The following is a 22,037-nucleotide window of genomic DNA, read 5'->3' as shown; positions in this document are numbered from 1 at the left end:
TCAGTGTTTAGTGAAAAGTCTTTTGTAAGCTGTGATATCGTCTTGCTCATTATCATATAGATCTAGGTCGTAGATACTGTAATCCTGTTCGATTACATCGTACATTTTTTGAGCTTTTTCGTCCAGGTTGCGCTTGATATCCTGATCTATAGAATTTGCATATTGCAAGAAGTAATAGTTTGCTTCATTAACTTCAGAACCACCAACGCGATGAATTCTATCTAAGGATTGAAGGTATTGGGCACAGTTATATGATAAATCGTAGTAAATTGCATGAAAACATGTTTTGTGTAAAGAGATGGATTCTGCACATGCTGCAGGATTCGCAATTAGTATATCGAGATTACTTTTCATATCCAGAAATTCATCTCGAATGTCTTCCCTAGTTTTTTCTTCTCCTATAATAATTGTATCATCCTTTCGAATAGGTGTTTTCCCATAAATGAGTTCAGCTCCATACCCTAATGTGATAAAATGATTTTTAATTAATTCCAATGTTCCAACGAAATTAGACCAAATCAATATTTTTTTGTCCGTTTTTCGTATTGTGGAAACTAAATCAGTTAATGTTTGTAGTTTCCCCGGTAGTTCTAATGTGTTGTAGTTTATTATTTTAGAGTTTAAATCCTCATTATTTATAAAAGCTTCAGTATAATCCTCTACTGAGGATGAGAGTAATCCAGAATACGAAACAGCTTGTCTTAAACGAATCATTCGACCTCTCCATAAATTGGTTAATGTATTTTCATTTTTGAAATAGTCCTGTTCATTTAAATCAAGAATTTTAGCTCGGACATAATCATAAATGCACTTTTCTGTTTCATTCATTTTCACAACTATAGGAGGGTGAAATTTGGCAGGGATTAATCCAAGGTCCTTTTTTCGAACCCGATAAAATAATGGGCCGATTTTTTGATTCAGAATCTTCTTTATTTCTAGGGTATTCTTTTGTTTCTCCCAAACTTCAATCTGAATCTTTTCATTTTCTGTGAGTGAAGAGTTTGCTTCCCATAGAAAATCGAACAGATTAAATAGATCTTTATAACTTTTGGGAATAGGAGTACCTGTAAGAATTCCTTTATAAAATGCATGTTGTCCAATCTCCAATAAAGAATTTGCCCAGGACCCACCCAATTGCTTCATATAATGAGCCTCATCAATAATCATGAGCGCATTTACACCATTTTGAGAAAGGAATTTTATAATATCCTTAGTATCATTTAAGGCTGTATGGAAAGTACACAGATATAGTTCCGAAGCGCTTTCTCTAGGTCTTTGATATTCACTTTTTCTAAATTGCTTATTTCCTCCGGAAAGGATCAGTGAGTCAGGGGTGCGACCGAGAGTTTCTTTAAATTCATTTTTCCAAGGTTGAAAACAAGATGGAGGACCAACTATAAAAAGTAAATTACATTTACCTTCCGTTCGAAGCTTTTCATATACTGATAAAACAGTTGAGGTTTTTCCACTTCCCGGCACAGAAAAATTGGCTCCGTTTTTTAATGCATAGAAATGATATGCGGATTTCAATTGATGTGGCTTCAATTTTCTAGGTAGTGTATCCGTGAATTTTTTAAACTCAACAAATGTTTCATCAAGCAAAGCATCTTCTTTTATTGACTTTACTTTCGCGAACACCTCATTTAAAGCCTGCCTTTTTTTTTGAAATGAATTAATCATACTGGCTAAGGAATTCGAGAGGGTATAATTTAAATTCTCTTCATCCAGATAATCAATAGTTTTGATAATATCTTGAATAGGTAAATCCGAATGTTTGTATAGGTTATTTTCATTTGGTTTATAACCATAGAATTCAAATTGAGCAAGTTGGTATTTTTGTAAGATGGTACCACCTGAAATTGAAATTACAGACTCAAATAGGTCTATTCTGAGACTATTTACCTTTTTTTTCTGATTGCTTGAAATTGTAGCGCGCATGATCAATTGCTTTATAGATTTCATCAGCTTTAATACTAATCATCTGAGTTAATTCCAGTCCGTGTTCAAAATATTCTGATCCCATATTTTCTATTTTCAAGTTATTATGGTTCAATTTTTTCAAAGCATCTTCTAACAATTCGAGAGGTTTATCTCTATTTTCCTGATTGTTTAGATGGCGTTGTGCTTGAAATAGATTACTTAATATCTCGGTTTCATGAAGTGCTCCCCATCTACTATCTATTTCGCGTTCAGGTGATTTATTTCCTTGTTTGTCTTGCTTTAATTCTTGAGAAATCTCATCAGAAATATTGGCAATCTTCAAAATATTTATTGCGGCTTCCGTATTGCTAAGATATTTGGGTAGTTTCCTAATGAATTCATGGAGTTTTCCTACTGGACTGTCTCCAGAACGACTACTAAGACTACGTTTTCTTATGATTTTGAAAATTGCCGTTTCGAGTTTTCCAACTTCGCTTTCTTTGATTTTGAGTTGAGCGAGTTTTGATTTGCTAGCTAAAGTGCCATTATAAAAATTGCTGTAATCCACAAAAGCTTGCCAACGACCCTCTCTGTCATTGATGCTTTCCGTAATTGTGTTATACATTCCTTTACGATTTAACCCTCCTAGGTAACGATCAATACAAACTAAGGGATTAAGAAAGTTTTTTTCGAATGCCAAGACAACCTTTTTAAACTCACTGGGGGGGAGTTCATGGTAATTGGGGTCATCCTTCAATTGGGCTTCGAGTGAAAAACCATTTTCGATGTTACGTTTGTATTTAATTGCACGATTTAGACCTTGATATTCAGATTTTCCTTCGTTTTGAAGTTGATAACGATTTTCTATTTGTTGAATTTCTAGTTCGCTTACTCCCTCGGGTAAAATAATAACTCTCATACTTTCAAAACGAGGGTCTTGATTGTAAATTCGGAATAACTCTTCCAGAATCATTTTTCTGCGATTTCCATTAATTAGAAAACCATCGCATGTGATTATCGCAGGCCGTTGTTGTCCTTTATGTGTAAGTAATCGCTTTAATTCTTCATTACGTTCTTTATCATTGTTTAATAAAAAGGAACGTAATATCTCTTGGGTTTGGTCACTCTCCTCGTCCAATTTAATATGGTATTCTTGCTCATAACTCTCAACATCCGCAATGATACGACCGTTATTCTTTCTAAAACGAAGATGTTTTGTAGGCACTAATTGGATATTTCTTTCAAATCGTTCTCGAAGTTCATCTCTGAAATCTATTACATCAGTTAAAGGAGGACTTGCTTGACGCTTAACTTTATCAATTATTTTTTTGAGCTTGGGATTGATTTCTCTTGCACCTTCAATGTCTACCTTTTCAGTTTTTGTACTGTAGTAATTATTTACAATTTTTTGAGTGGCAACATTACTATTTTGATTATACAAATGCGGACTAATGCCACTGGTAGTATTTTCTTGTTCCATAAGTTATGAGTTTAGATTTATATTATTTGAGTAGTAGAAATCCAATGTTAATTTTTGGTGTGATAATTAGTTATTGTTTGGACGGTGTTATTTTGATTACTTATGTTTCCTTGATTTATAAAACCACTACTGTTATCATGAAAGTGTTGTGTACTTGGCGTTACAGGATTAGAATTCTCAGTATCCGAGTGATTCAAATTGGAATCGGTTTTGAATAATTCATCTATCTGGAGTAGTGAGCAAATTATTCCTGGGATTCCTCCGATTATTTCTTTTTGTTTCAAATAGCTGATAAATGGAGGGTCTGTTTCCCATACATCAATTGGGTCAATCCAAACCGGGATAACCCCTTTTGACTTTGATAGTTCTTGTAAGGTTGAACTTTTCATCCGTTCAGTCCAAGAGGTTGATGTAACCCAAATAATAAAATGATATTCATTAAACTGAATCAGTTCCTGTTTAATATCATTTTCCTCAATTTCATCCCTATAGAAGAAATGTTCTAATGACAAAGACGAAGTCTTTTGAAGTTGTATTAATAAAGCACGGAGTTGCTTTCCTAATGATTCCGGTACCCATATTGCTGTTTTCATTTGATGAATAGGAGTTGATTCAAAATCTTTAGAATGAATATATTCGTTAGATATATAGAATTTATTTTTCCAGTCTCTCCAACTGTTATATCCGGAATAATTTAATAATAGATCAATATAACTTTTCCGTTTACGGATAATATTATCTTGCTTGATTGCTGACTTTGCATCACTAAGTAGATCCACAAGATATTTTTCGTTTGGATATTTTTCTTTTTCACCAGGTAATTCACCTAGCTTAGATGCTAATTCGATAAGTCCACTGTGGCTCATGGAAGTGTGTGCTTTCCATGAACAAAATTGAAGAAGCTGAATGATTTTATCAGCTTCGTATTGACCTCCCATGCTCTGTTTTTTTTGTTCGAGTCAAAGAGAATGTAGGAGCATTGAATGACGAAATTTAATTTCCGAATCACTAAAATTTATTTCCCAATTGGTGTTTTTTGTTTCCGAACTAAAAAATAACCTTTAAAGCTATATAGAGATAACATGAAAACATGAATTAAAGGAGTTTATTAAATTGGACATAATCGCAATTCGCAATTAATTCTCCTATTTTTGGCATTACTTTTAGTAATCACTAAAACCAAACTGAAATATGCATCATTTATTCTTATTCGTTCTATTCGTTGTTTGTTCGTTCCATTCAATCTTCGCTCAGGAAGCCGAGAAATTGAAAAAGTATCAGTCAACTGTCTCGAAGCATACGTATTCCAAAGGAGATACGATCGTTGTTGGTGAAACGGGAAAGAATGTATTCAGTGCAAAAAAGAAATACGCAGGGATTTTTATCAAGGACAAGAAAAATGTATGTGGATACCGTGAACTGGACACGGTAATTACCGGATCGAAATGCGTCATCAAGAATATCTTGTCGTTCCAGGAGCATTGTACATTTGAGTTTAAAAATTCGGTAGTTTTTGAGTTGCAAGGACCGAATGGTTTGACTTTGTATATGCCTATCGAGAAAGCACTGCAGGCAAAAGAACTGATTGTTTTCACGAATCCGAACAAATCGGTAGGATTTGATTTCTTGGATGAACGAACGATTTTTTTGCTGAACCTGGAACAATCGAAAGGAAGCTCTGCAGATAACGCTTTGAAATATTGTAAGATTGTTGATCCGTCAAAGGGAAAAGCATTCGAGTTGAACCTGAATGGGTTTGAAAAGGAAAAGAAGGAATGGATTCAGAAATTGGATCTTGCCCGGAAAGAGGTGCGTTTAAAAGATACTTTCTTCATCACCTTACCTGCTTATTTGAGTAAGTATGCTTTTGATAAAGGGGAGTTTCAAATTGTAGACAATCCGACAGTTTATGGTTCCAAGCCTCTGAAATATTCCGGAGATAATAAAGTGCTTTTCGACAACTCCAAAAACTTTACAACCATCAAATCCGCAAAAGAAAATGCAGATTTTTTCCTCAATGTAAACACAGCGGATTACAATGGAAACAGAAAGGCTTTCGCTCAAATCAAAGTGATTTGCACTTCCATAACGAAAGAGCCGGTTCCGGGTGGAGCGACTGCTGAAAATCCGGGAAACAACATCTTTCACCTCACCATTTTAGAGATGTCGATGGTGGATTCTGAAAACCAGAACTACAATTATATTGGTATGAAAAGGTTGAAGTAATTTGCTTTACGATCAACTTTTCGGCCTTTCTTGCAAATATTGTTCATAAGCCAGTTTGAATCTTCCACGAATGCGGTTTCTCAAAATCTTTGGTTTGAGAACTTCAATGGAAGGTCCGAATCCCAAAATCAAGCGATCAAATTCCATGTTCAGATGAACACGCAGTTGAATGATGACTGCTCCGTCCTCCAATGTTTCCAGTAACACTTGTGAATGATGAAAAGGTTTGGTTAGTACGTACGGAGCATTACTTCGATCAATTTTTAAAGTCACATCCATTAACATGGAATCATTTAGAACCGTTACTCCGTAAGTATCCTTGTAAAAGTCATCTCCGTTGAAATTCTGAGTAGTATAATCCAGTTCCAGGTTGTAATCGACCTGTTCAATCCGATCCAAAGCAAAAGTCATAATCTGTGTTCTGCCTTCTTCTCTTCCAACAACAAACCAACGGTTATTGAATTGTTTTAGAATATAGGGGTGGAAGAGAACCTGAATCGGCTCGCGTGCTTTGAATGATCGATAACTTAATACCAAACAGATTTGTTTTACGATTGCCTGATAGATCGAATCGAAGTGTTCCAGTCCTTTTAATTGCTCATTCTTGTCCAAATGAATGATGGCTGAACGATGTGTTTTTTCCACATAGATCGTATCTTCCAAGCGCTGGATCACCCCGTCCAGATCATGGAATAGGGAAAAATTCTTAAACTGTTTCAGCATTTCGACCGATTCATTGAGAATCGTCATATCGTTTTCCGTTAAGGGAATATTGGTGATGGAGTAATCCTCATCGGCATATCGGTAAAAGCGTTTGTCATATACTTCGATCGGGGCATTGTAACCCAATTTATCACTGCGCATGAGTTGAATATCTAGCTGGGTAGTGCGCAAACTCACATTCACATCGCGACCTTCGTATTCATAAAGTGCATCGGAGCAGGCTTCAACCAGATCCTGAAGCGTCCATTGACGGTATTTATTTTGTAAACATTTATCAATGGTTTTGTAGCGGATCAGCGCGTTTTTATTTTGTGCCATCAACAAAAGTAAAATTTATTTTTATCTACGCAAAATGATTGCGTAGACACTTCTAACCTTTGCTTCATCAAACTTGGTAACGTTACTACGAAACAAATTTAGAACATGGAAAATTACAAAAATATATCAGGAGATACATTGATCAAATTGGGATACCGTCCAGGAAAATGGTTTAAAGAAGCCATCGAATACATCAATGAAAATAAATTGACAGAAGAAGCAATGACGGAATATTTGTTGCCTTATGTTTCACAACCGATCATTCCATTGAATAAAGCAGGTGCTCCGTTTGCGATCAATATCCGGGCGGAAGAAGAGGTGGAAATCTCCAATGTGGAAAGTGTTATTGCATCCATGCAGGAAATCGTGAAAACACCGACAGTGGTCGGTGGGGCGATTATGCCGGATGCTTGTCCAACAGGCCCTATCGGAACTATTCCGGTAGGTGGCGTGGTGGTGACAAGAAACTCCATTCACCCGGGAATGCATAGCGCGGATATTTGTTGTTCGGTCTTATTGACAGATTTTGGAAAAACAAATCCTCAAGATGTCTTGGATGCAGCACATTCAATAACGCATTTCGGACCGGGTGGAAGAGATCGGGATACACAATTCCGTTTTCCAACGGAGTTATTGGAAGCATTTGAACAAAATGCCTTCTTGAAAGATCAGCAGATGATTGCAGCGGCACGTTCTCATTTAGGAACACAAGGAGATGGAAATCACTTTTTGTTTGTGGGGACTTCCAAATTGACCGGAAACACGATGATGATCACGCATCACGGTTCGCGTGGGGTAGGAGCCCGTTTGTATGATAAAGGAATGAAAATAGCAGAGAAATTCAGAAAAGAAATTTCTCCGGATACCTTGAAACAAAATGCTTGGATTCCATTCGAAACCGAAGAAGGGAAAGCCTATTGGGATGCTCTACAGGTGATCAGATCCTGGACCAAAGCAAATCATGAAGTGATTCATAATGCAACAGCTGAAAAATTAGGTGCTGAAGTGGAGAACAGATTTTGGAACGAACATAATTTTGTTTTCAAAAAAGACGATTTGTTTTATCACGCAAAAGGTGCGACGCCATTGGATGCTGCATTTATGCCGGATATCACCGGACCGCGTTTGATTCCTTTGAATATGTCGGAGCCGGTTTTGATCGTAGAAGGTGAAACAACGGGTTCGAATTTAGGATTCGCTCCACACGGAGCAGGACGGAATTTGAGTAGAACGCAACACCGTCGATCAAAAGGAGATCAATCGATCGAATCTATTTTTGCAGAAGAGACTGCTGGTTTGGATGTGCGTTTTTTCTCGAAAGAGATCGATATCACGGAATTGCCATCAGCATATAAAAATGCAACAACAGTTCGAAACCAGATGGACGAGTTCGGTTTAGGGAAGGTGATCGATGAGGTGATGCCATTTGGGTGTATCATGGCAGGCGACTGGGAGAAAAATGCTCCATGGAAACAAAAAAGACTTCGTAAAATGGAAGAAAGACAAAAAAACGAAAAATAATCAAACTTAATCCATCGCTCTCGAATTCCTATATTCATTTTTATCGAGAGCTCACCCCAAGACAATCCGGTTTTGGGGTTTTAGTTTTGAATGAGAATCAAGAAGAGAAATCGTTAGTTGCTCAAATTTTTCACCATTGCATAGAGTATTCTTGATAATTCATCCGCTTTTTTCAAGAATGAGTCAAAAGTGTCTTTATTAATGGAATTGGAGTCATATAAGGTATCTATGATAGCTATGCATTCAAAAACAGATATCCCCTTGAAATAACAAAGAAATGTCGTCTGTCAGGATTAGAATATCTTCCGGAGCCTTCCGCAATGTTTAGCACAATGCTGAAAGAGGCACGGAATAATTGATTTCCTGTTATTTTGTCTAATTGAATAGAGTTTATTAATTGCTTTGATTCCAGGTGAAATGTTTTTGCCTTTTTATAGACTTCAAGATTCTGAAATTCGAACATAGTAGTAAAAGATTGTTGTTACTATTAAGATAATAATTCTTTTTCAGAACTACAATCTTCCTCCTCATTCTCCTTCTCCTACTTTTATTGAGAAATTCTCAGAATAAGAACTCAGATCATTATCTTTTACTAGAATCCCTCCTCATTTTCATTCTCTTTCTCATTCTGTTTCTGTTTCTCATTCTGTTTCTGTTTCTCATTCTGAATTATGGGAGTTTTTTGTTCCGCGTAAATTGCCGCATCAAAGGCAAAACGACGACCATCAAAATCGGCATGCAGAAAAGGATCCAGGAGTTCTTGCTGGATGAAATTTCATCATCTTCCGTGCACATGTAATTGAAAAGAGCTGCTACCAGTATGAAGAATTCAAGAGCAAAAATAATAGCTGAAGCCAAAATGATTCCCATATTCTGATTCAATAAATAGGAGAAGGGAGGATAGAGCAGGTATAACAAGATAATCAAAACAATGAGGAATACTAAACCGATCAGGAACCATAAATAGGATTCCCAGTTATTATTTGGATTATCACCCATGACAACAGGTCGGATGGAATTTACTGAGAAATTACTCAGAGTGCCTTTATAGGAAGCCGTATCACTGGTACTGTACTTTGCCAGGTAAAAATGACTGTTAATCTGAGTAAATAAACTGAGATCCTCAATTTCCGACCAGGTAAAAGGATCGCCTTTTACGTAGTAATCATCCATGATATTGGTAGGGTCCAATAAGATTACATCATCAGCCATTAGAGTCAACGCATACATGAAATCTTCACCGATGATCTCGCGATCTTTCGGCTCATGAAAAAATACCTTGAGTTTCATATTTGTAATAGACGGATACTTGGAAGCATCCATGACTCTCCGGATCGATTTTGTGAATTGAGCCATTGCTCTTTTTTCCTTGAAATTGAAATCCGGGAAGTATAAGCTGATCGTTTTGATTTTGGAACTATCTTGTTGAAGTGCGGTGAATATGTAAGAAATTGCCCGGATTACAACCTCTTCATTGGTGAGAAAACGATTAGTCCGGGAAGCTCCGTTGAAACGAAAGAGAAGGCCGTCATTTAAATTTCCGGATCCGCCATATTCTTTCTCCTGAAACCGTTTTTGAAATTGAAGGTCTTCTCCCAGTGAAAATTCCTTGATGGAAATACTGTTGGATAAAGCTCTCGGATATCGATGATTCCCAAAGTAATTGTAGAATAGTTCTTTCCCGGAAACCTTGCTGAGATCTTGTAAAATGCTGTCGAGTATTTTTTGGTTTTTAATCAGATCGTTCAGATTGACTTTCCCCTTGTAATACTTTTTCAGGAAAGCATCTGCATTCGTAACATAAACGGTGTCGTGGATGTAAATAGTGTCAAAATAAGGTTCGAAAAAGTAAGGATCCTCCAATGCCGGAATATCCCATGGAGCAGTATATGTTTGACCACGTTGTCCTTGTACCTGACCAGCAACTTGAACTGAAACAACCAATAATATCAATAACCCTGCAATAGTTTTCATAATTCAATTCTTAATTCACCAATTTTCCTTCTTTTTCCAGTTCCTTCTTAATCGTATTTTTAAGCATGTCCAGACTCAATTTATTGGAAGTTTTCGGATTGTATAATTGTAAGGCACACGATTGGACGACATTCAGCATGCTACCACCCGAAAGCTTGATCATGGCAGCTTCCTGCAATAGTTCGGCAGCTTGTTCATCAAGCCACTCCTGTGGAATTAAGCGCTTCCATAAATCATAACGCAACTGTTGATTGGGAACAGGGAAGTACAAAATCGATTGAAATCTGCGGAAAAAGGCTTCATCCAAATTGTCTTTGATGTTCGTTGCCAGAATCACCATTCCGGGAAAGTCTTCAATCCGTTGGAGTAGGTAGGCCACTTCCTGATTGGCATGTCGGTCATTGGAATCCGAAGTTTCCGTTCGTTTTCCAAACAAGGCATCTGCTTCATCAAAAAATAAAATCCAGTTTTGGTGTTCTGCCCGGTCGAATATTTTTGCCAGGTTCTTTTCCGTTTCACCGATGTATTTGGAAACTACCATAGACAAATCAATTCGGTAGACATCCATTCCGTGCTGTTTTCCAAGTAAACATGCCGTCAGGGTTTTTCCTGTTCCCGGAGGACCATAAAATAAACAGCGGTAACCGGGTTTCAGGAATTTGTCCAACTTCCATTGCTCCCGAATCTCATTACCATGTTCCAACCATTGGGTAATTTGTTCAATTTCCTCTTTTAGATTGTATTGCAACACCAGATCATCCCATTCCAAAGGTGTTTCCATCCGTCGTGCCGGGAAATCGCTACTGTAATCCGGTCTGTAATTCCCATCGCGGTAAACTTTTGCCAGGAATTCATCCGAAACGCACAACTTCCCACTTAAATACGGTTCACCAATTCCCTGACCTTCCAATCGGATCACATTCTCTTTGTAAAACCAATGTGTCTGATCAAAGAGATTCACCACCACCTTGCGCTTTTCCTCCGAATTGAGCGCCAATAGAAAAGCTGCTGTTTCACCGGTCGGTAAGAATCCTGAATGCGATGTTCCCTTCCAGCCACCAAACTCGGTGTATGGACGATCCAGGTTCTTATTCAGAATGAAAAACAGATCCAGTGTTTGAGGGCTGACATGTGGCATGAGCGCCAATAATAAAGCTATTTTCTCTTCCCATAAAAGCTCTTTTCCCGTCCATTTTTCCAATTCATTGCTTTTGGGAAACGGAATTTCCTCCAGTGTTTTGTACTCACTTTCCTGCCCGAAATAGAGGGCGAAAGCTGTATGAAGCAAAGTTTGGAAGTATTGAATGGAGTTTTTCATGGTTTGAGCTTATAGATCGGCATTGATTGTCATGTTTTCATTTTCCGTAGCATATTTATTTGCAGGATCATAACTTGCATAATAATAATCCACATCATTAGTGAATGTTCCTGGAAAAGCATTATCCTGGAAATTATTGGTGAAGTTTGCAATTTTGCCCAATAACATGTTTCGTTGTTTTGTCTTTTTGCTTTGAGCGAACAAAGTTTCCGTATTGATATTTGTTCCAATGTGGCCAGGTGCTCCAGCATAATTCGGAGTTACAGTATATTCAAGCCAAAGATGTCTTAATCCGATATATCCGTTAAGGTCTAGATATTTTCCGGTTGGAATTCCGGGTTTCTTTTTGTTGACACCTGTTACAATACTGGGAGGAGTAATAACATCATTGTTGAGATCAAGAGCTGCTTGATTTAGATTATTTGCTGGAATAGCTGCAGGTGCGGGGATTACAGCATTTGGCCAGTAAAGTACCGGGTTACCGTTTGGTTCTTGCAATTGTTGAGCGTTTAGCATAGCAGTCTCATATTGAGCATTCGCGCCAGATTTATAATTTGTAACAGAATTAATTACTGGATTTTCCACTTGGTGAAGATGTGTCGGGTTATTGGTTTTCTGTGTTCCAAGAAAAATATTTGAGGCGTTATTTTGGGTTTTGTTACTGTTTTCTAAACGATGATTAATCAAATGCATTTTAGTAGAAGCCTGATTCAGATTTTTATCCCGAACTAAGCCTCCACCTCTGGAAAAACCGCCACGATAAAGGTTCATACTTGTTGGTGTCCCCGGTTTGGATGCCGCACCCGGGGCCAGACGCTCTCCAGCTGTCCTGATGGTGTTAGAACTTCCGCAGCCCGTATTTGGCTGAGTACCATTATTGGTAAACAGGTGAGTCGGATAATTACCATTGTGAGTTCCTGCCTGATTGAATTGCGGACCAGTGAAAGCCATTTGTTTGGTTTTGTTATCCGGAGTTTTGAATTGTAGTTGGGTGTCACTTGAAACGGTATTCAAGGCCTTAGCACCCATCACATCTGCTTCTTTTTCCAACCCGGCATCGTCATTGATATTGGTAGTTCCTTTCAATTGCTTTGTTGGTTGTACGCGACCTTGCTTTTGCTGTACCACATGCCACGCCTCGTGAGGCAGGTGTTTTTCCTGTCCGGGAGCCACGTGAATATCTGTTCCTTGTGCATAAGCATGTGCTTGAAGAGAAGCCGGTTGCGAAGAATTGTAATGAACCTTCACATCATCCAAACTATGCCCCGAAAGGTTTTCGACCCCGGATTTCAAGTTATCAGGTAAGCCCGTTTTATTTTCTTTTTTCTGTATGGAGTTTTCATCTTCTGCTAACTGAGAAATACCGGCTTTATAAGCTTGAAGAATGTGCCCTTCATTGGCTTGATTCTGAGCTTTTGCCTGAATGGAAGAACTTTCCGTTTGTTTGGATTGCGAATGTGTTTTCATGACGTTTCAAATTTTATTTAAGTGTCTCTTGGGATCAGGAAATCTCTTCTTCCTCTTCTGCCAATTGCGCCGTATCAAACTTTCCCTGTACAGGTTCTTCCTTATCAGCAGCAAGCTGGGCGGTTCCTTTTTTGTAAGCCTGAAGAATAGAACCTTCATTCCCTTGATTTCGCGCTTTCGATTGAATCGCCGAATTTTGCTTTCCGTCCGTGATGTTACTTTTACTTGTTTTCATAATTTATCTTTTTAAGATTTTGAATTTTTATCCCGATAGCTATCGGGATTGAATTTTTTTCACCTCCACTTTGCTTGAATTGCTTTCTGCATCCAACTGAATTTGACGGTCCTGAAATTCCAGGGTACGTGATCCAATAACATGTCATATCCTTTGGATTCAACTGTCAATAAATAAGTTTCTTCCAATTCTTCCAGTCTTCCTTCTCTGCGTAAAAAACCTTCCTGTAATCCTGCAACGGTGGTGTTGGTCAAGCGTCCCCAATTTTGTAGGACACCTTCCAGCATACTATCAACAATGGTTTTGTCCTCATCCGTCAGAACGGATTTTCTTGGGATAGGAACGCCTGTTTTGAAATCGGTCAGGAGTTTATTCAGTTGTAATGTATATTCAGGAAATTCTCCGTTTCCAAAAACAGCATATTGGGTAAGGAAAATAGCCTTTATCTGAGCATCCCTGTTTTTGAATTTTCCGTTTTCGGTGAGTTCCAACATGGTGAAAAGTCTCGGTAGGAAAGGAGAAAGCAGGATCAATCCTGCATTGTCGATAAATACATTGGCGTTGTTGTTTTCTTCTTCCATCAATTCTTCCTCTTCATCGATTAGAGCTGCTTCAATTTCCTCTTCCGTCTCGTTAGCGGTATTTTTCTTAAGAGTTGAATTCAATTCTTTAAGCAAGGTCTCCTGACTGTTCGAGGATAGGAATTCCTTCATCAATTGAATCCGTTGGGTGCGACTCAGGCTCTTCTGAATCAGATTCCATAATTCAACCATCAATTCTTTTTGACTTCGGTGTGAAGCATTTTTTGAGAACTGAAAAACGGTTTGCAGCAGCAATTGATTATTGATCCGAATTCTCCACTTGAGCTGAATGTAATCCACCAATCGCTTTGTCGCATCCAAAATCGGGGAGAGGAACTTCATCCACTCCAAATCCTGTGAAATAGCATTGATCATCGGCATGCTTTGCTCGTTTTCAGTGAAATAGTGTATCAATAGCTTCCTGTTCTCAACTTGAATCTTTGAATCGAATGATTGGTCAGCTGATTTTTTGTCCGCAGTGACTGATTCATCCGAATCGATTTTCAACTTGATGGAAGCCAGTATTTTAAACAGGTTAAAAGGTAGTGAAAAATTGGAATGTCTGAAATCCAAATAGAAGTAATCCACCAATTGTTTCAAGGTCAGGTTATAATGGGCTCCTGTCCGTTCCAAAATACGCGTGACAATCGCTTCCTGGTTAAAGACTTGATTTTTCACGTTTTCCAGTACATCAAACAGGAAGGACCACTTCAATCGTTGAATGGAACCGATTGTGCGACCTTCTATTTTCGCTCCGTTTCCGGATTGATTCAGAACATGCATGAATGCGGAAAGCTCAATGGATTTGGAAGGCAGGACGATGGCGAGTAAACGGTGCCGTGCAGATTCACCCAAACTGTCAAGCAGGATTTCCCTGAATAAGGAAGAGCTTAGTTTGGATTTCAATTCAAGCAATTGGTCTTTGTTCAATTTGGTTTTTTCCTCCAATAATCGGATTTGGAAATGTACCGAATCGAATGTCTTGGTCTCCTCCCTTTTGGGTTTCCCCTGAACCAATTCAAGATAAAGTTGCAGCACTAATTCCCGAAGCCCGTTCTGGACTTTCCAGGTACTGGTTTCTTTGTATGCAAAGGCGATTATTTGCCAGATTTCAATGTTGTAACGGGCAGATAACCTTTTGAAAACTTGCCAGACTAAGTATTCCCTGTTGATAGCTGAACTCTTCGAAAGTGCGAGCAAGGGAAGGATGACCTGCCATTTGAAAAGTAAAAAATCACCACTTGATTTTCCTTGCAGTGCACCGCTTTGGTTTTGCGTATTCAAATGCTTGGCATATTCGATCACAAAAGGAGCATCCGAAGGAACGAGTATACGAACCAGGTCGAAGATCTCTGTTTCGTTGAGCGGTTTGATGATTTGAAGTACATTTTTCTCGTTTTCGAGCAAGGTGCGCAATTGTTCCAAATCAGTATCCTGCAATTTGAAATCTTGTTTCGAGGATTTCATTTCACGCAAAATATGTGGCCACTCATCCGGTTTTTGAATCCGGAGCGCCATGTAAGAACTGTATTCTTCCTCTTTCAGCTCGCGTAATACAACTTGCAAACCGGAGGGAATCGCACTTCCGAAACCATTGTCCAGGAAAAAAGTGAGCGTCTTCAGCAATTGGCCATAACTCAAATTAATGTGTGAAGCCAGGTTCCCGATGGTTTCACGGACAAACAATTTCGTGTTGAAAGTCGAACTTTGGTTATTCAATAAATAGGAATAGACGACTTTCCAGATCACAACTCTTCGCTCTTCTTCCCGAATGGTACTATTTGGAACCTCCGCATATTTGATACGCAAGTACATCACATAGGATTGAATGAAGGAAAACTCTTCGGGAGCCATCAATTTCACGACCTGGAACAAACTCGGATCTTCAAATTGGTAGATCATGCGGTGCTGAAGACTGGTGAAATGACCATAAGATTTCAGGAATGAATTCAGTTCTTTAGTCCTGTTTTTGAGTACCTGCTGAAATAGTTCTGTGATGTTCTTGAAACGTTTGGCAAGGTTCCAGTTCAAGGTTCCATGTAATAGGAACTGCTTCAGCGCCTCCAGTTGATAATCCGATTCCTCTAATCGTTTATCCTCTTTCTTAGTGGGATAAAGAATTTCCCGGATTAAGCATTCTTCCAGTTTTTCTTCCAGAATCCGCTCAAAATCCGCCTCAAAATTATCTTCCAGAATACTTCCCAGATCAATGTCCAATTTTGAAATTTCAATTTCGAATCCGTATTGGTCACAGCGCATCAATACCCGATCTACCACCGCAGTGATGTGCTTCTCGCAGAAAAGGTCAAAATCCCGATACCAGTTTTGAATAAAGGATTCATCGCTGGCAGTGACATGGAGCGCTATGGACGAAATGCTGTTCATTGGATGTTGTGCAGAAATGGTTTGCTCACACGGAAAAATGCCTGAATCGATTCCGAAAAATGGATCAGTTTCTTCGTGTTCCGATCTGCTAAAGCTTCACGCCATTTGTAATAGATCTGCTCGAAATCATAGATGTGATCCGGTTCAACGGAATACAATCTGATTCTCAAATGTGCAGGAAGTCGCTCTCGTAACAATTGTTCCAAACGGGCCTGCATTTCTTTGTTTTCAAAACGGCTGGAAGCTACAATCGATAAGGTGTTTCCTTCTTCCCTGGTTCGTTTGTTCGGATAAGCAACCTGCAATAAACGATGTTCAACCAGGTAAAACAGATGTCTTTCCGGATTTAAAAAACGCATGAATGCCCAAAAGCGGTTAGCGGAACGGATCAGATGCTCTTTGGTCCGATAGGAACCTAAAATCATCCAATCTTCCTTTCCGGGATAGCGAAATACCAAAATCCAGCGATTGTTTTCACTCAGTTGGATCATGCGGTAATTTCTGGGATTGGCTCCAACTTCCAGGAAACTTTCAAAGATGGCATTTCTCCGGATCAGACTGATTTCTGCTTGCAAGGAGGCAAAATACTCTTCTTTCCACTCCATTTCCTGTTCGGGAATGTTCTGTGGAGTTTCATTGAAGATAGGGTTATAGAAAACTCCCGAAATCGGAGCAATGTCAAGATAAACCTCATATTGCTCAAAGAATATGGAGTCTGGAAGTAAATCCAGGTCTCGTTTTCTGAGCAGTTCGCGAATAGGAATTTCCGATTCAATTTTACTTCCGTGAAGAAGTGAAAACAATTCCTTGAAAACGATATTGCTTTCAGTAGGTTTCAGTTTGTTGAATGAACGGAAACGGTTCCTGTTCAGCTCCGGTAATTCCTGGGTAAGGGTAGAGCGATAATTGATCTTCGATTTCGGAGGTTGAAAATCCTGGAAAAACCGGGCAGTGTCTTCCCCATACAAGGTGTCCAGGATATCCAGAAATCCGGATTTTTTGCTCTGGATCGAAGCAGCCGTTTGCAATTGATTATTCTTGCTGAATTTGGCGCGATCGACCACTTTTGCCACGTCGGGAATAGAAACCAAAGAAACCGTTCCTGCCGGAGAAGGATCATTGAAACTTAGTAGTTTCGGTGTGTTCTGGATCTGTTCAGTGACATTTGCAATCAGGAAATCCATCATCAACAGATATCCTTTCAGCTGCAATACATGCGCCTTGTTGCGTTCTGTGGCTTCATAAGGAAGCCCTCTTTGACCAAGTCCGTACACATCCGGGAAATCCAATTGGAACGAATGGTAATTATGAATTTTGATTGGCTCTTCCGAATGGCTTGAATGATCCGTCTTTTCAATTTGAGGAGTGTCTTCGGCTCTTTTTTTGCGTTTTCCCGTCAGTTTTGTCAGAATTTGGATATCATCCCAACGCAAGTCTTCACACAGATTTCGGTTTTCATGATACAAGACGAAGATTTCCTCCTTGATATTTTCGCTGGTGATGGAAGGATTCCTAACTGAAACGCAAGCACGGATGTGGTAAAATCCCTTGTCAAATTCAACCGAACAGCTTTCCAGATTTTCAATGGTATCTATAAATAACTGTTCATAATCTTCGGGTGTCACAATGGATTGGGAAAACAGGGTTTCGGCGGACAAAATCCCTTTGCTAGCATAGTCCCTGCTATCCGGACCAATGAACGAGCGAAAAGGAAGCTCTAGTTTGTATTGGAGTTCAAACAAAGCATAATTCATATTGTCCGAAATGGTGACACCGGGATCGTGGATATTGAAATCTGTCCAGACATCTCCACTGAGTTCTTGCAGTCGCTCAAGGGTTTTCTCCTGGAGCTCCTGGTAAAAATTATCCGTACGTTCTCGTTTCTTGATAAACATGGCCTACAAATTTTCCAGCAATGGATTGTCCCAAAGTGAGGTGATAGATCCCTGGATCAGGATGTCATTTCCAAGCATGAACCGTGTTCTGACTTGTAACTTACAAGCACGCTCATTTTTAGCCTTCACCCAACGGATGAGCAGCTTATTTCCAAAGACTCCAAAATGTGACCTGATTTTCCGGATGCGTGGTTTTGCTCCAAAACAATGCGTGGCGTATGCAACTAAGACGGCGTGTTTTCCGGTATGTCGTTTTCCCATAACGCAAACCACTTCCAAGGCATGGATTCCTTCCAAAAAGTCTGTCAGATCATGCCATTTTCCATCTGCCGGAATTTTCTTGTCTACTTTTTTTCCGGAGCGCTGTTCTGTATTCAAGGTTCCTTTTACCGTGAAATCACAAGCGTCTTTTCCAATCTCGATCTCCCCATTTTGTTTTAAAAGGATCAGCTGTCCCTTTCCTGTTTTGTTGACATGGCTGATTTTTAGGTCGTTGTTTAGAACGTCGAATTCCCATCGGCCGCCAATCTCGTCTGTCATGTTCTGGAGGAAAGTCATTACGGTTCCTTCCTGTTCGGAAATGGGAGCAAGTTTGATTCCGGATTGTGCATCTTTTGAAAAACCGTCATCCAGAATATTGACACTCGAATCAATTAGATTCTTAAAATCATCAGCAGTCGGACGTTGCCCTTTACTAAAACCCTCAATTAATGTATTTCTGTTTCTAATAGCCATGATCCTGATTTTTTCAAAGGATAAATGTTTTTCCAATTTCCATATCGCCTAAGCCATAAGGGGAACAGGATTTGTCTTTTTCCTCCACTTGTATGATGTGTGTTTCTGCCGGAACGAATAGTTTGTATGGTTGGTCGGGAATCAAAATATCGTCTTCTTCCTCGTGTTTGTATAAATGATAGAACATCCGTTTTCCGGATGGTGTCTTGTCTTGTGATACTCTGATTACAGCAAAATATGCTATTTCAGCTACGAAGTCAATCTCTTTGATTGCATTGTAAACCCGTGAAAGGTGAATCCCTTCTCCGAATTTGGGAAGCATCTCCCTGGATTGCCAGGGTGCAATGAAATTGTCGCAGATTTCCTGAATGGATTCCAAAGAAACGGCCTGATTTGCATCAACCAGGCGGATGACACATTTCACTTGGAGTTCCTCATAAACCGGATTGATCACATCTACCAATACATTTTTTGAAGTCCGCTCACTCAAAAAATCCTCAATTCGTGAAAGTAATCCCGAAGGAACCATCGGTTTTGAATTTTCGATCGTTTTGAATGTGTTTTGAGGAACGACCACTACGGTGACAACTCCTTGTTTGTCGTTCTTCAGGTTGGTATTCGGCAGACACAATACTTTACCGACATCTGAAAATTCCTGAAGTGTTATCAATTCAAAATCCCTGGCAGTTACAGCTCTTCCGCGATGCGTTACAAATTCCGAAACACGTGCTTGCATGCTTTTCAAATCTTCCAATTCCTGACCGGCATAATAGGAAGTGATTTGTTTAATACTCGTAATTCCGGGTAATTTTTTCTCCGGTTCCAAGGCTCCCTGAGAGGTTTTAAACGACTGCAATTTTTCGATTGAGGTATCATCCGTTTCCAGAATGACCAAACCGGCATTGTTGTGAATCGCTTGTATTTCCGGAACAAATTCATGATTCTTTACGAAACCTGTTCGAATCCATAAAATTCCATCCTTGTCGTATAGATTGGGTGGAATGTGTATCGGGAAATTGTAAACCAGATTCCCACTTACCGTCATTTGTTTGGTATCGTCCTTCAGGATAAATCCCCTGGGAATTTCTTCCCAGTAGTATCCATCTCCCCAATACATGACAATCTTTGGAATGTCATCCAGGGTCATTTCATTGCTGATCGCCTTGAAAACAATATAAGTTGAAAAGATTTCTCCTCCTTTCACGTTCTTGAACCCCATCAGGATGCTTGCATCGGTTGCTTGGGAGAAAACAAAAGGGATTCCGGTATTGGTGCTTGAGTCAAGTGAGGAAACAACTCCAAATGGATGCAGTTGATCCACAATAACCTGACTGTTCCGGGTGTTTTTCCGCAAATCAATGATGTCTTCAGCAGTGTAATCCAAGGTAATATTCTCTACATGTGGAAAGATTGGAGGATGCAATACAGGAAGGCGTTTTTTCCTCCATTTCTTCATCATCATGCGCTCGGTGAACAAGTCCCGGTATTCCTGATTACCAAATCCCATATCCGGACTTACCAGGGTTAACTTTACAAAGCCGGTGCGCGTTTTAATGGTGTATTTGTATGCGTCTTCGGGTAGTTCGAAAGGAACCATTTTTTTGATAATGATTTTATTGAAATCACTGTCATCTGAAACAGCTTTGTCCAGTTTTGCGGCATTCGAATCCAATACTTCCGCGTCCCTGAATAAAGGAAAGAGACTTTTTCCGGTTGTGGGAAACCAGCTGTTGTCACTCAAATAACGGGTCCGGATTTTAAACGACTCATTATCGATATTTCCCGAATAGGCAGCATAATGCCCTTTCAAGCCTTTTGGATGCAAAGGAAGTTGGTTCCATTTGACGCAAATATCAATGCTGCTGGTATTTTTAATAGCCATTTCATAATTTCCAATTGCCATCCAGGTTCCTGCAGAAGTATTGATTCCGAAAGGAGGGAAGGACTTGGTATTATCAATTTTCCCCAATTCATTGTAAACCTGTACATCATTGATTCCTTCAACCGCTGTGCGGATAATGATTCGTTGAATACACAATTTATGGATCCAGGAGAAAGGATAAAGCCAGGCATCGAAATTGAGACGGATCTGAATGGCAGGAAACTCGGATTGAAAATGATGCACATCCTGTGTACATCCGACTGTGGAAGGGAAATCTTCAGGAAGTAAAAACTCGAGGATCAACCTGTTTTTGGTAGTATCTTTTCGGATCTTAAAAATCGACACATTCGTCCAGCCGGTCGCCGTACTGATTGTGATGTAGAACAGGTTGTTGAAAATATTTGCTCTTAATTTTTGAAGGTTATTTTCAACTTTCAGTAATTCCTCTTCCGTTTTTTCAAGTAGTTTCAACCATTCCTTATTTTCAGCTTCGAAATAGATTTTGACGATTCGTTTTCCTTCACGAAGCAAAAGCGAAGGGGCTGAAATCCGGATTCCAATGGCCCTTGTCTCATTCGAATGAAATTGGTGGTCGAACATCAATGTACGATCCTCAACCGGTTTGTCGTGAATCAGATTACGGGTCTTAATGGCTGTTACAAAATTCAGATTTGCAGCAGGATAATGGTAAGGGTTCCGTTCGAAACACACGGAATATGCGCTTATAGCAGCAATGTCCTGAACTGTCAACTCATCTTCCAATCGATAAGTCAATATATTCTGGTCTCCATTTTTCCGATTGAACCCGGTGTTCTTTTCGATCGTGATTGTGCCCGGAGTTGCTTTATCAAATGCCAACCAGACACGATCTCCTTTTACGGAAAGCGGACTAACCTTCAGGTATTCTGTCAGGTACCAATTCGCAAAATCATTCCAGCGACCATTGTAACTCTCGGTCACCTTTTGCAGGTTTTCTACAAAGGCAAGGAGCAAAGCCTGAGAAGGTTCCATTTTTCCGATTGCTTCATGAGCATGCTTCATGTGCATACCTTTAAGCACATCTTCCAACTCATGCAGAAACCCTTTGAAATAGCCCTCGGGAATTTCCCGTTCGTTGTAAAAACGGATCCAACCGGCGATCTGAATCAGCTTTTGGAGCATGACAGCCTTATCGTTATCCAGCATTTTGAATGTGCTGGGAACGTTCAGGCGATCTAAACGATCTTTTCTGCTATGTCCATCCTTTGGTTCCATCTATTTCCTATTCACATGTTGCCTTCGACTCGGCTGCGCCTATGCTTTAGCTTCAGCGCAAGCATTCAGTCACCTTGGCTCAAAAGGTCATTGAGCGAAGTCGAAATGCCCTTTTCAATTTTT

14 protein-coding genes are annotated in these 22,037 nt (G+C 39.4%); 2 read left to right on the top strand and 12 right to left on the bottom strand.

All coding sequences use genetic code 11. From position 1 onward, the window contains the following. The 3 genes from AAG807_RS08525 to AAG807_RS08515 are packed head-to-tail and all read right to left on the bottom strand — an operon-like array spanning position 1 to position 4,338. Positions 1-1,938 carry a DEAD/DEAH box helicase gene (locus tag AAG807_RS08525; RefSeq protein WP_341902370.1) on the bottom strand — a complete coding sequence of 646 codons (1,938 nt, stop codon included), beginning with the start codon at positions 1,936-1,938 and terminating at the stop codon, positions 1-3. Continuing rightward, on the bottom strand, positions 1,895-3,400 hold the full coding sequence (locus tag AAG807_RS08520; RefSeq protein WP_341902367.1) for a hypothetical protein: 1,506 nt from the start codon (positions 3,398-3,400) through the stop codon (positions 1,895-1,897). Before AAG807_RS08520 ends, AAG807_RS08525 begins: the two co-directional genes overlap by 44 nt. A 47-nt stretch (positions 3,401-3,447) precedes the next feature. Beyond that, positions 3,448-4,338, bottom strand: a complete 891-nt coding sequence (locus tag AAG807_RS08515; RefSeq protein ID WP_341902364.1) for a hypothetical protein — start codon at positions 4,336-4,338, stop codon at positions 3,448-3,450. A 253-nt stretch (positions 4,339-4,591) separates the two neighbouring features. On the opposite strand from AAG807_RS08515, the gene AAG807_RS08510 reads away from it, so the two are divergent. Continuing rightward, entirely contained in the window at positions 4,592-5,626 is a 1,035-nt protein-coding gene (locus AAG807_RS08510) for a DUF4852 domain-containing protein (protein WP_341902361.1), read from the top strand. Positions 5,627-5,638: 12 nt separating this feature from the next. On the opposite strand, the gene AAG807_RS08505 is transcribed toward AAG807_RS08510, so the two are convergent. After that, positions 5,639-6,667, bottom strand: a complete 1,029-nt coding sequence (locus AAG807_RS08505) for a WYL domain-containing protein (RefSeq protein WP_341902358.1) — start codon at positions 6,665-6,667, stop codon at positions 5,639-5,641. A 105-nt stretch (positions 6,668-6,772) separates the two neighbouring features. Here AAG807_RS08505 and AAG807_RS08500 point away from each other — a divergent pair, with 105 nt between their 5' ends. Then, positions 6,773-8,188, top strand: coding sequence for an RtcB family protein (locus AAG807_RS08500; RefSeq protein WP_341902355.1), 1,416 nt, complete (start codon positions 6,773-6,775; stop codon positions 8,186-8,188). Between the two features lie 669 nt (positions 8,189-8,857). Here AAG807_RS08500 and AAG807_RS08495 read toward each other — a convergent pair. Genes AAG807_RS08495 through AAG807_RS08460 form a run of 8 tightly spaced genes read right to left on the bottom strand, consistent with a single transcriptional unit; the run spans position 8,858 to position 21,914 of the window. Next, positions 8,858-10,162, bottom strand: coding sequence for a hypothetical protein (locus AAG807_RS08495; RefSeq protein ID WP_341902352.1), 1,305 nt, complete (start codon positions 10,160-10,162; stop codon positions 8,858-8,860). A gap of 10 nt (positions 10,163-10,172) precedes the next feature. Next, entirely contained in the window at positions 10,173-11,480 is a 1,308-nt protein-coding gene (locus tag AAG807_RS08490) for an ATP-binding protein (RefSeq protein WP_341902350.1), read from the bottom strand. 9 nt (positions 11,481-11,489) lie between these two features. Then, the gene (locus AAG807_RS08485; protein WP_341902347.1) at positions 11,490-12,947 is read right to left on the bottom strand and encodes a DUF4157 domain-containing protein; all 1,458 of its coding nucleotides are present in this window, start codon (positions 12,945-12,947) and stop codon (positions 11,490-11,492) included. A gap of 34 nt (positions 12,948-12,981) precedes the next feature. Continuing rightward, positions 12,982-13,182 carry a hypothetical protein gene (locus tag AAG807_RS08480; protein WP_341902345.1) on the bottom strand — a complete coding sequence of 67 codons (201 nt, stop codon included), beginning with the start codon at positions 13,180-13,182 and terminating at the stop codon, positions 12,982-12,984. Between the two features lie 59 nt (positions 13,183-13,241). Further along, a complete protein-coding gene (locus AAG807_RS08475) occupies positions 13,242-16,148 on the bottom strand; it encodes a contractile injection system tape measure protein (RefSeq protein WP_341902342.1) in 2,907 nt (968 codons plus the stop codon). Beyond that, complete coding sequence (locus AAG807_RS08470; RefSeq protein ID WP_341902339.1) at positions 16,145-18,043, bottom strand: hypothetical protein; 1,899 nt, start codon at positions 18,041-18,043, stop codon at positions 16,145-16,147. Before AAG807_RS08470 ends, AAG807_RS08475 begins: the two co-directional genes overlap by 4 nt. Positions 18,044-18,046: 3 nt before the next feature. Next, positions 18,047-18,778 carry a hypothetical protein gene (locus AAG807_RS08465; RefSeq protein WP_341902336.1) on the bottom strand — a complete coding sequence of 244 codons (732 nt, stop codon included), beginning with the start codon at positions 18,776-18,778 and terminating at the stop codon, positions 18,047-18,049. Positions 18,779-18,791: 13 nt separating this feature from the next. After that, complete coding sequence (locus AAG807_RS08460) at positions 18,792-21,914, bottom strand: hypothetical protein (RefSeq protein ID WP_341902333.1); 3,123 nt, start codon at positions 21,912-21,914, stop codon at positions 18,792-18,794. Between the last annotated feature and the right edge of the window lie 123 nt (positions 21,915-22,037).

This window comes from Fluviicola taffensis DSM 16823 (genome assembly GCF_943372375.1).
In the GTDB taxonomy this organism is placed as follows: Bacteria; Bacteroidota; Bacteroidia; order Flavobacteriales_D; family Crocinitomicaceae; genus Fluviicola; species Fluviicola taffensis_A.
The sequence above is the reverse complement of the archived record's forward strand: the minus strand, read 5'-3'. Positions and strand labels throughout refer to the sequence as shown.

Bases quoted from the DNA above. Each gene is read 5' to 3' on its own strand.
- AAG807_RS08525 (WP_341902370.1), bottom strand. From the start codon at position 1,938: ATGCGCGCTACAATTTCAAGCAATCAGAAAAAAAAGGTAAATAGTCTC.
- AAG807_RS08520 (WP_341902367.1), bottom strand. From the start codon at position 3,400: ATGGAACAAGAAAATACTACCAGTGGCATTAGTCCGCATTTGTATAAT.
- AAG807_RS08515 (WP_341902364.1), bottom strand. From the start codon at position 4,338: ATGGGAGGTCAATACGAAGCTGATAAAATCATTCAGCTTCTTCAATTT.
- AAG807_RS08510 (WP_341902361.1), top strand. From the start codon at position 4,592: ATGCATCATTTATTCTTATTCGTTCTATTCGTTGTTTGTTCGTTCCAT.
- AAG807_RS08505 (WP_341902358.1), bottom strand. From the start codon at position 6,667: ATGGCACAAAATAAAAACGCGCTGATCCGCTACAAAACCATTGATAAA.
- AAG807_RS08500 (WP_341902355.1), top strand. From the start codon at position 6,773: ATGGAAAATTACAAAAATATATCAGGAGATACATTGATCAAATTGGGA.
- AAG807_RS08495 (WP_341902352.1), bottom strand. From the start codon at position 10,162: ATGAAAACTATTGCAGGGTTATTGATATTATTGGTTGTTTCAGTTCAA.
- AAG807_RS08490 (WP_341902350.1), bottom strand. From the start codon at position 11,480: ATGAAAAACTCCATTCAATACTTCCAAACTTTGCTTCATACAGCTTTC.
- AAG807_RS08485 (WP_341902347.1), bottom strand. From the start codon at position 12,947: ATGAAAACACATTCGCAATCCAAACAAACGGAAAGTTCTTCCATTCAG.
- AAG807_RS08480 (WP_341902345.1), bottom strand. From the start codon at position 13,182: ATGAAAACAAGTAAAAGTAACATCACGGACGGAAAGCAAAATTCGGCG.
- AAG807_RS08475 (WP_341902342.1), bottom strand. From the start codon at position 16,148: ATGAACAGCATTTCGTCCATAGCGCTCCATGTCACTGCCAGCGATGAA.
- AAG807_RS08470 (WP_341902339.1), bottom strand. From the start codon at position 18,043: ATGTTTATCAAGAAACGAGAACGTACGGATAATTTTTACCAGGAGCTC.
- AAG807_RS08465 (WP_341902336.1), bottom strand. From the start codon at position 18,778: ATGGCTATTAGAAACAGAAATACATTAATTGAGGGTTTTAGTAAAGGG.
- AAG807_RS08460 (WP_341902333.1), bottom strand. From the start codon at position 21,914: ATGGAACCAAAGGATGGACATAGCAGAAAAGATCGTTTAGATCGCCTG.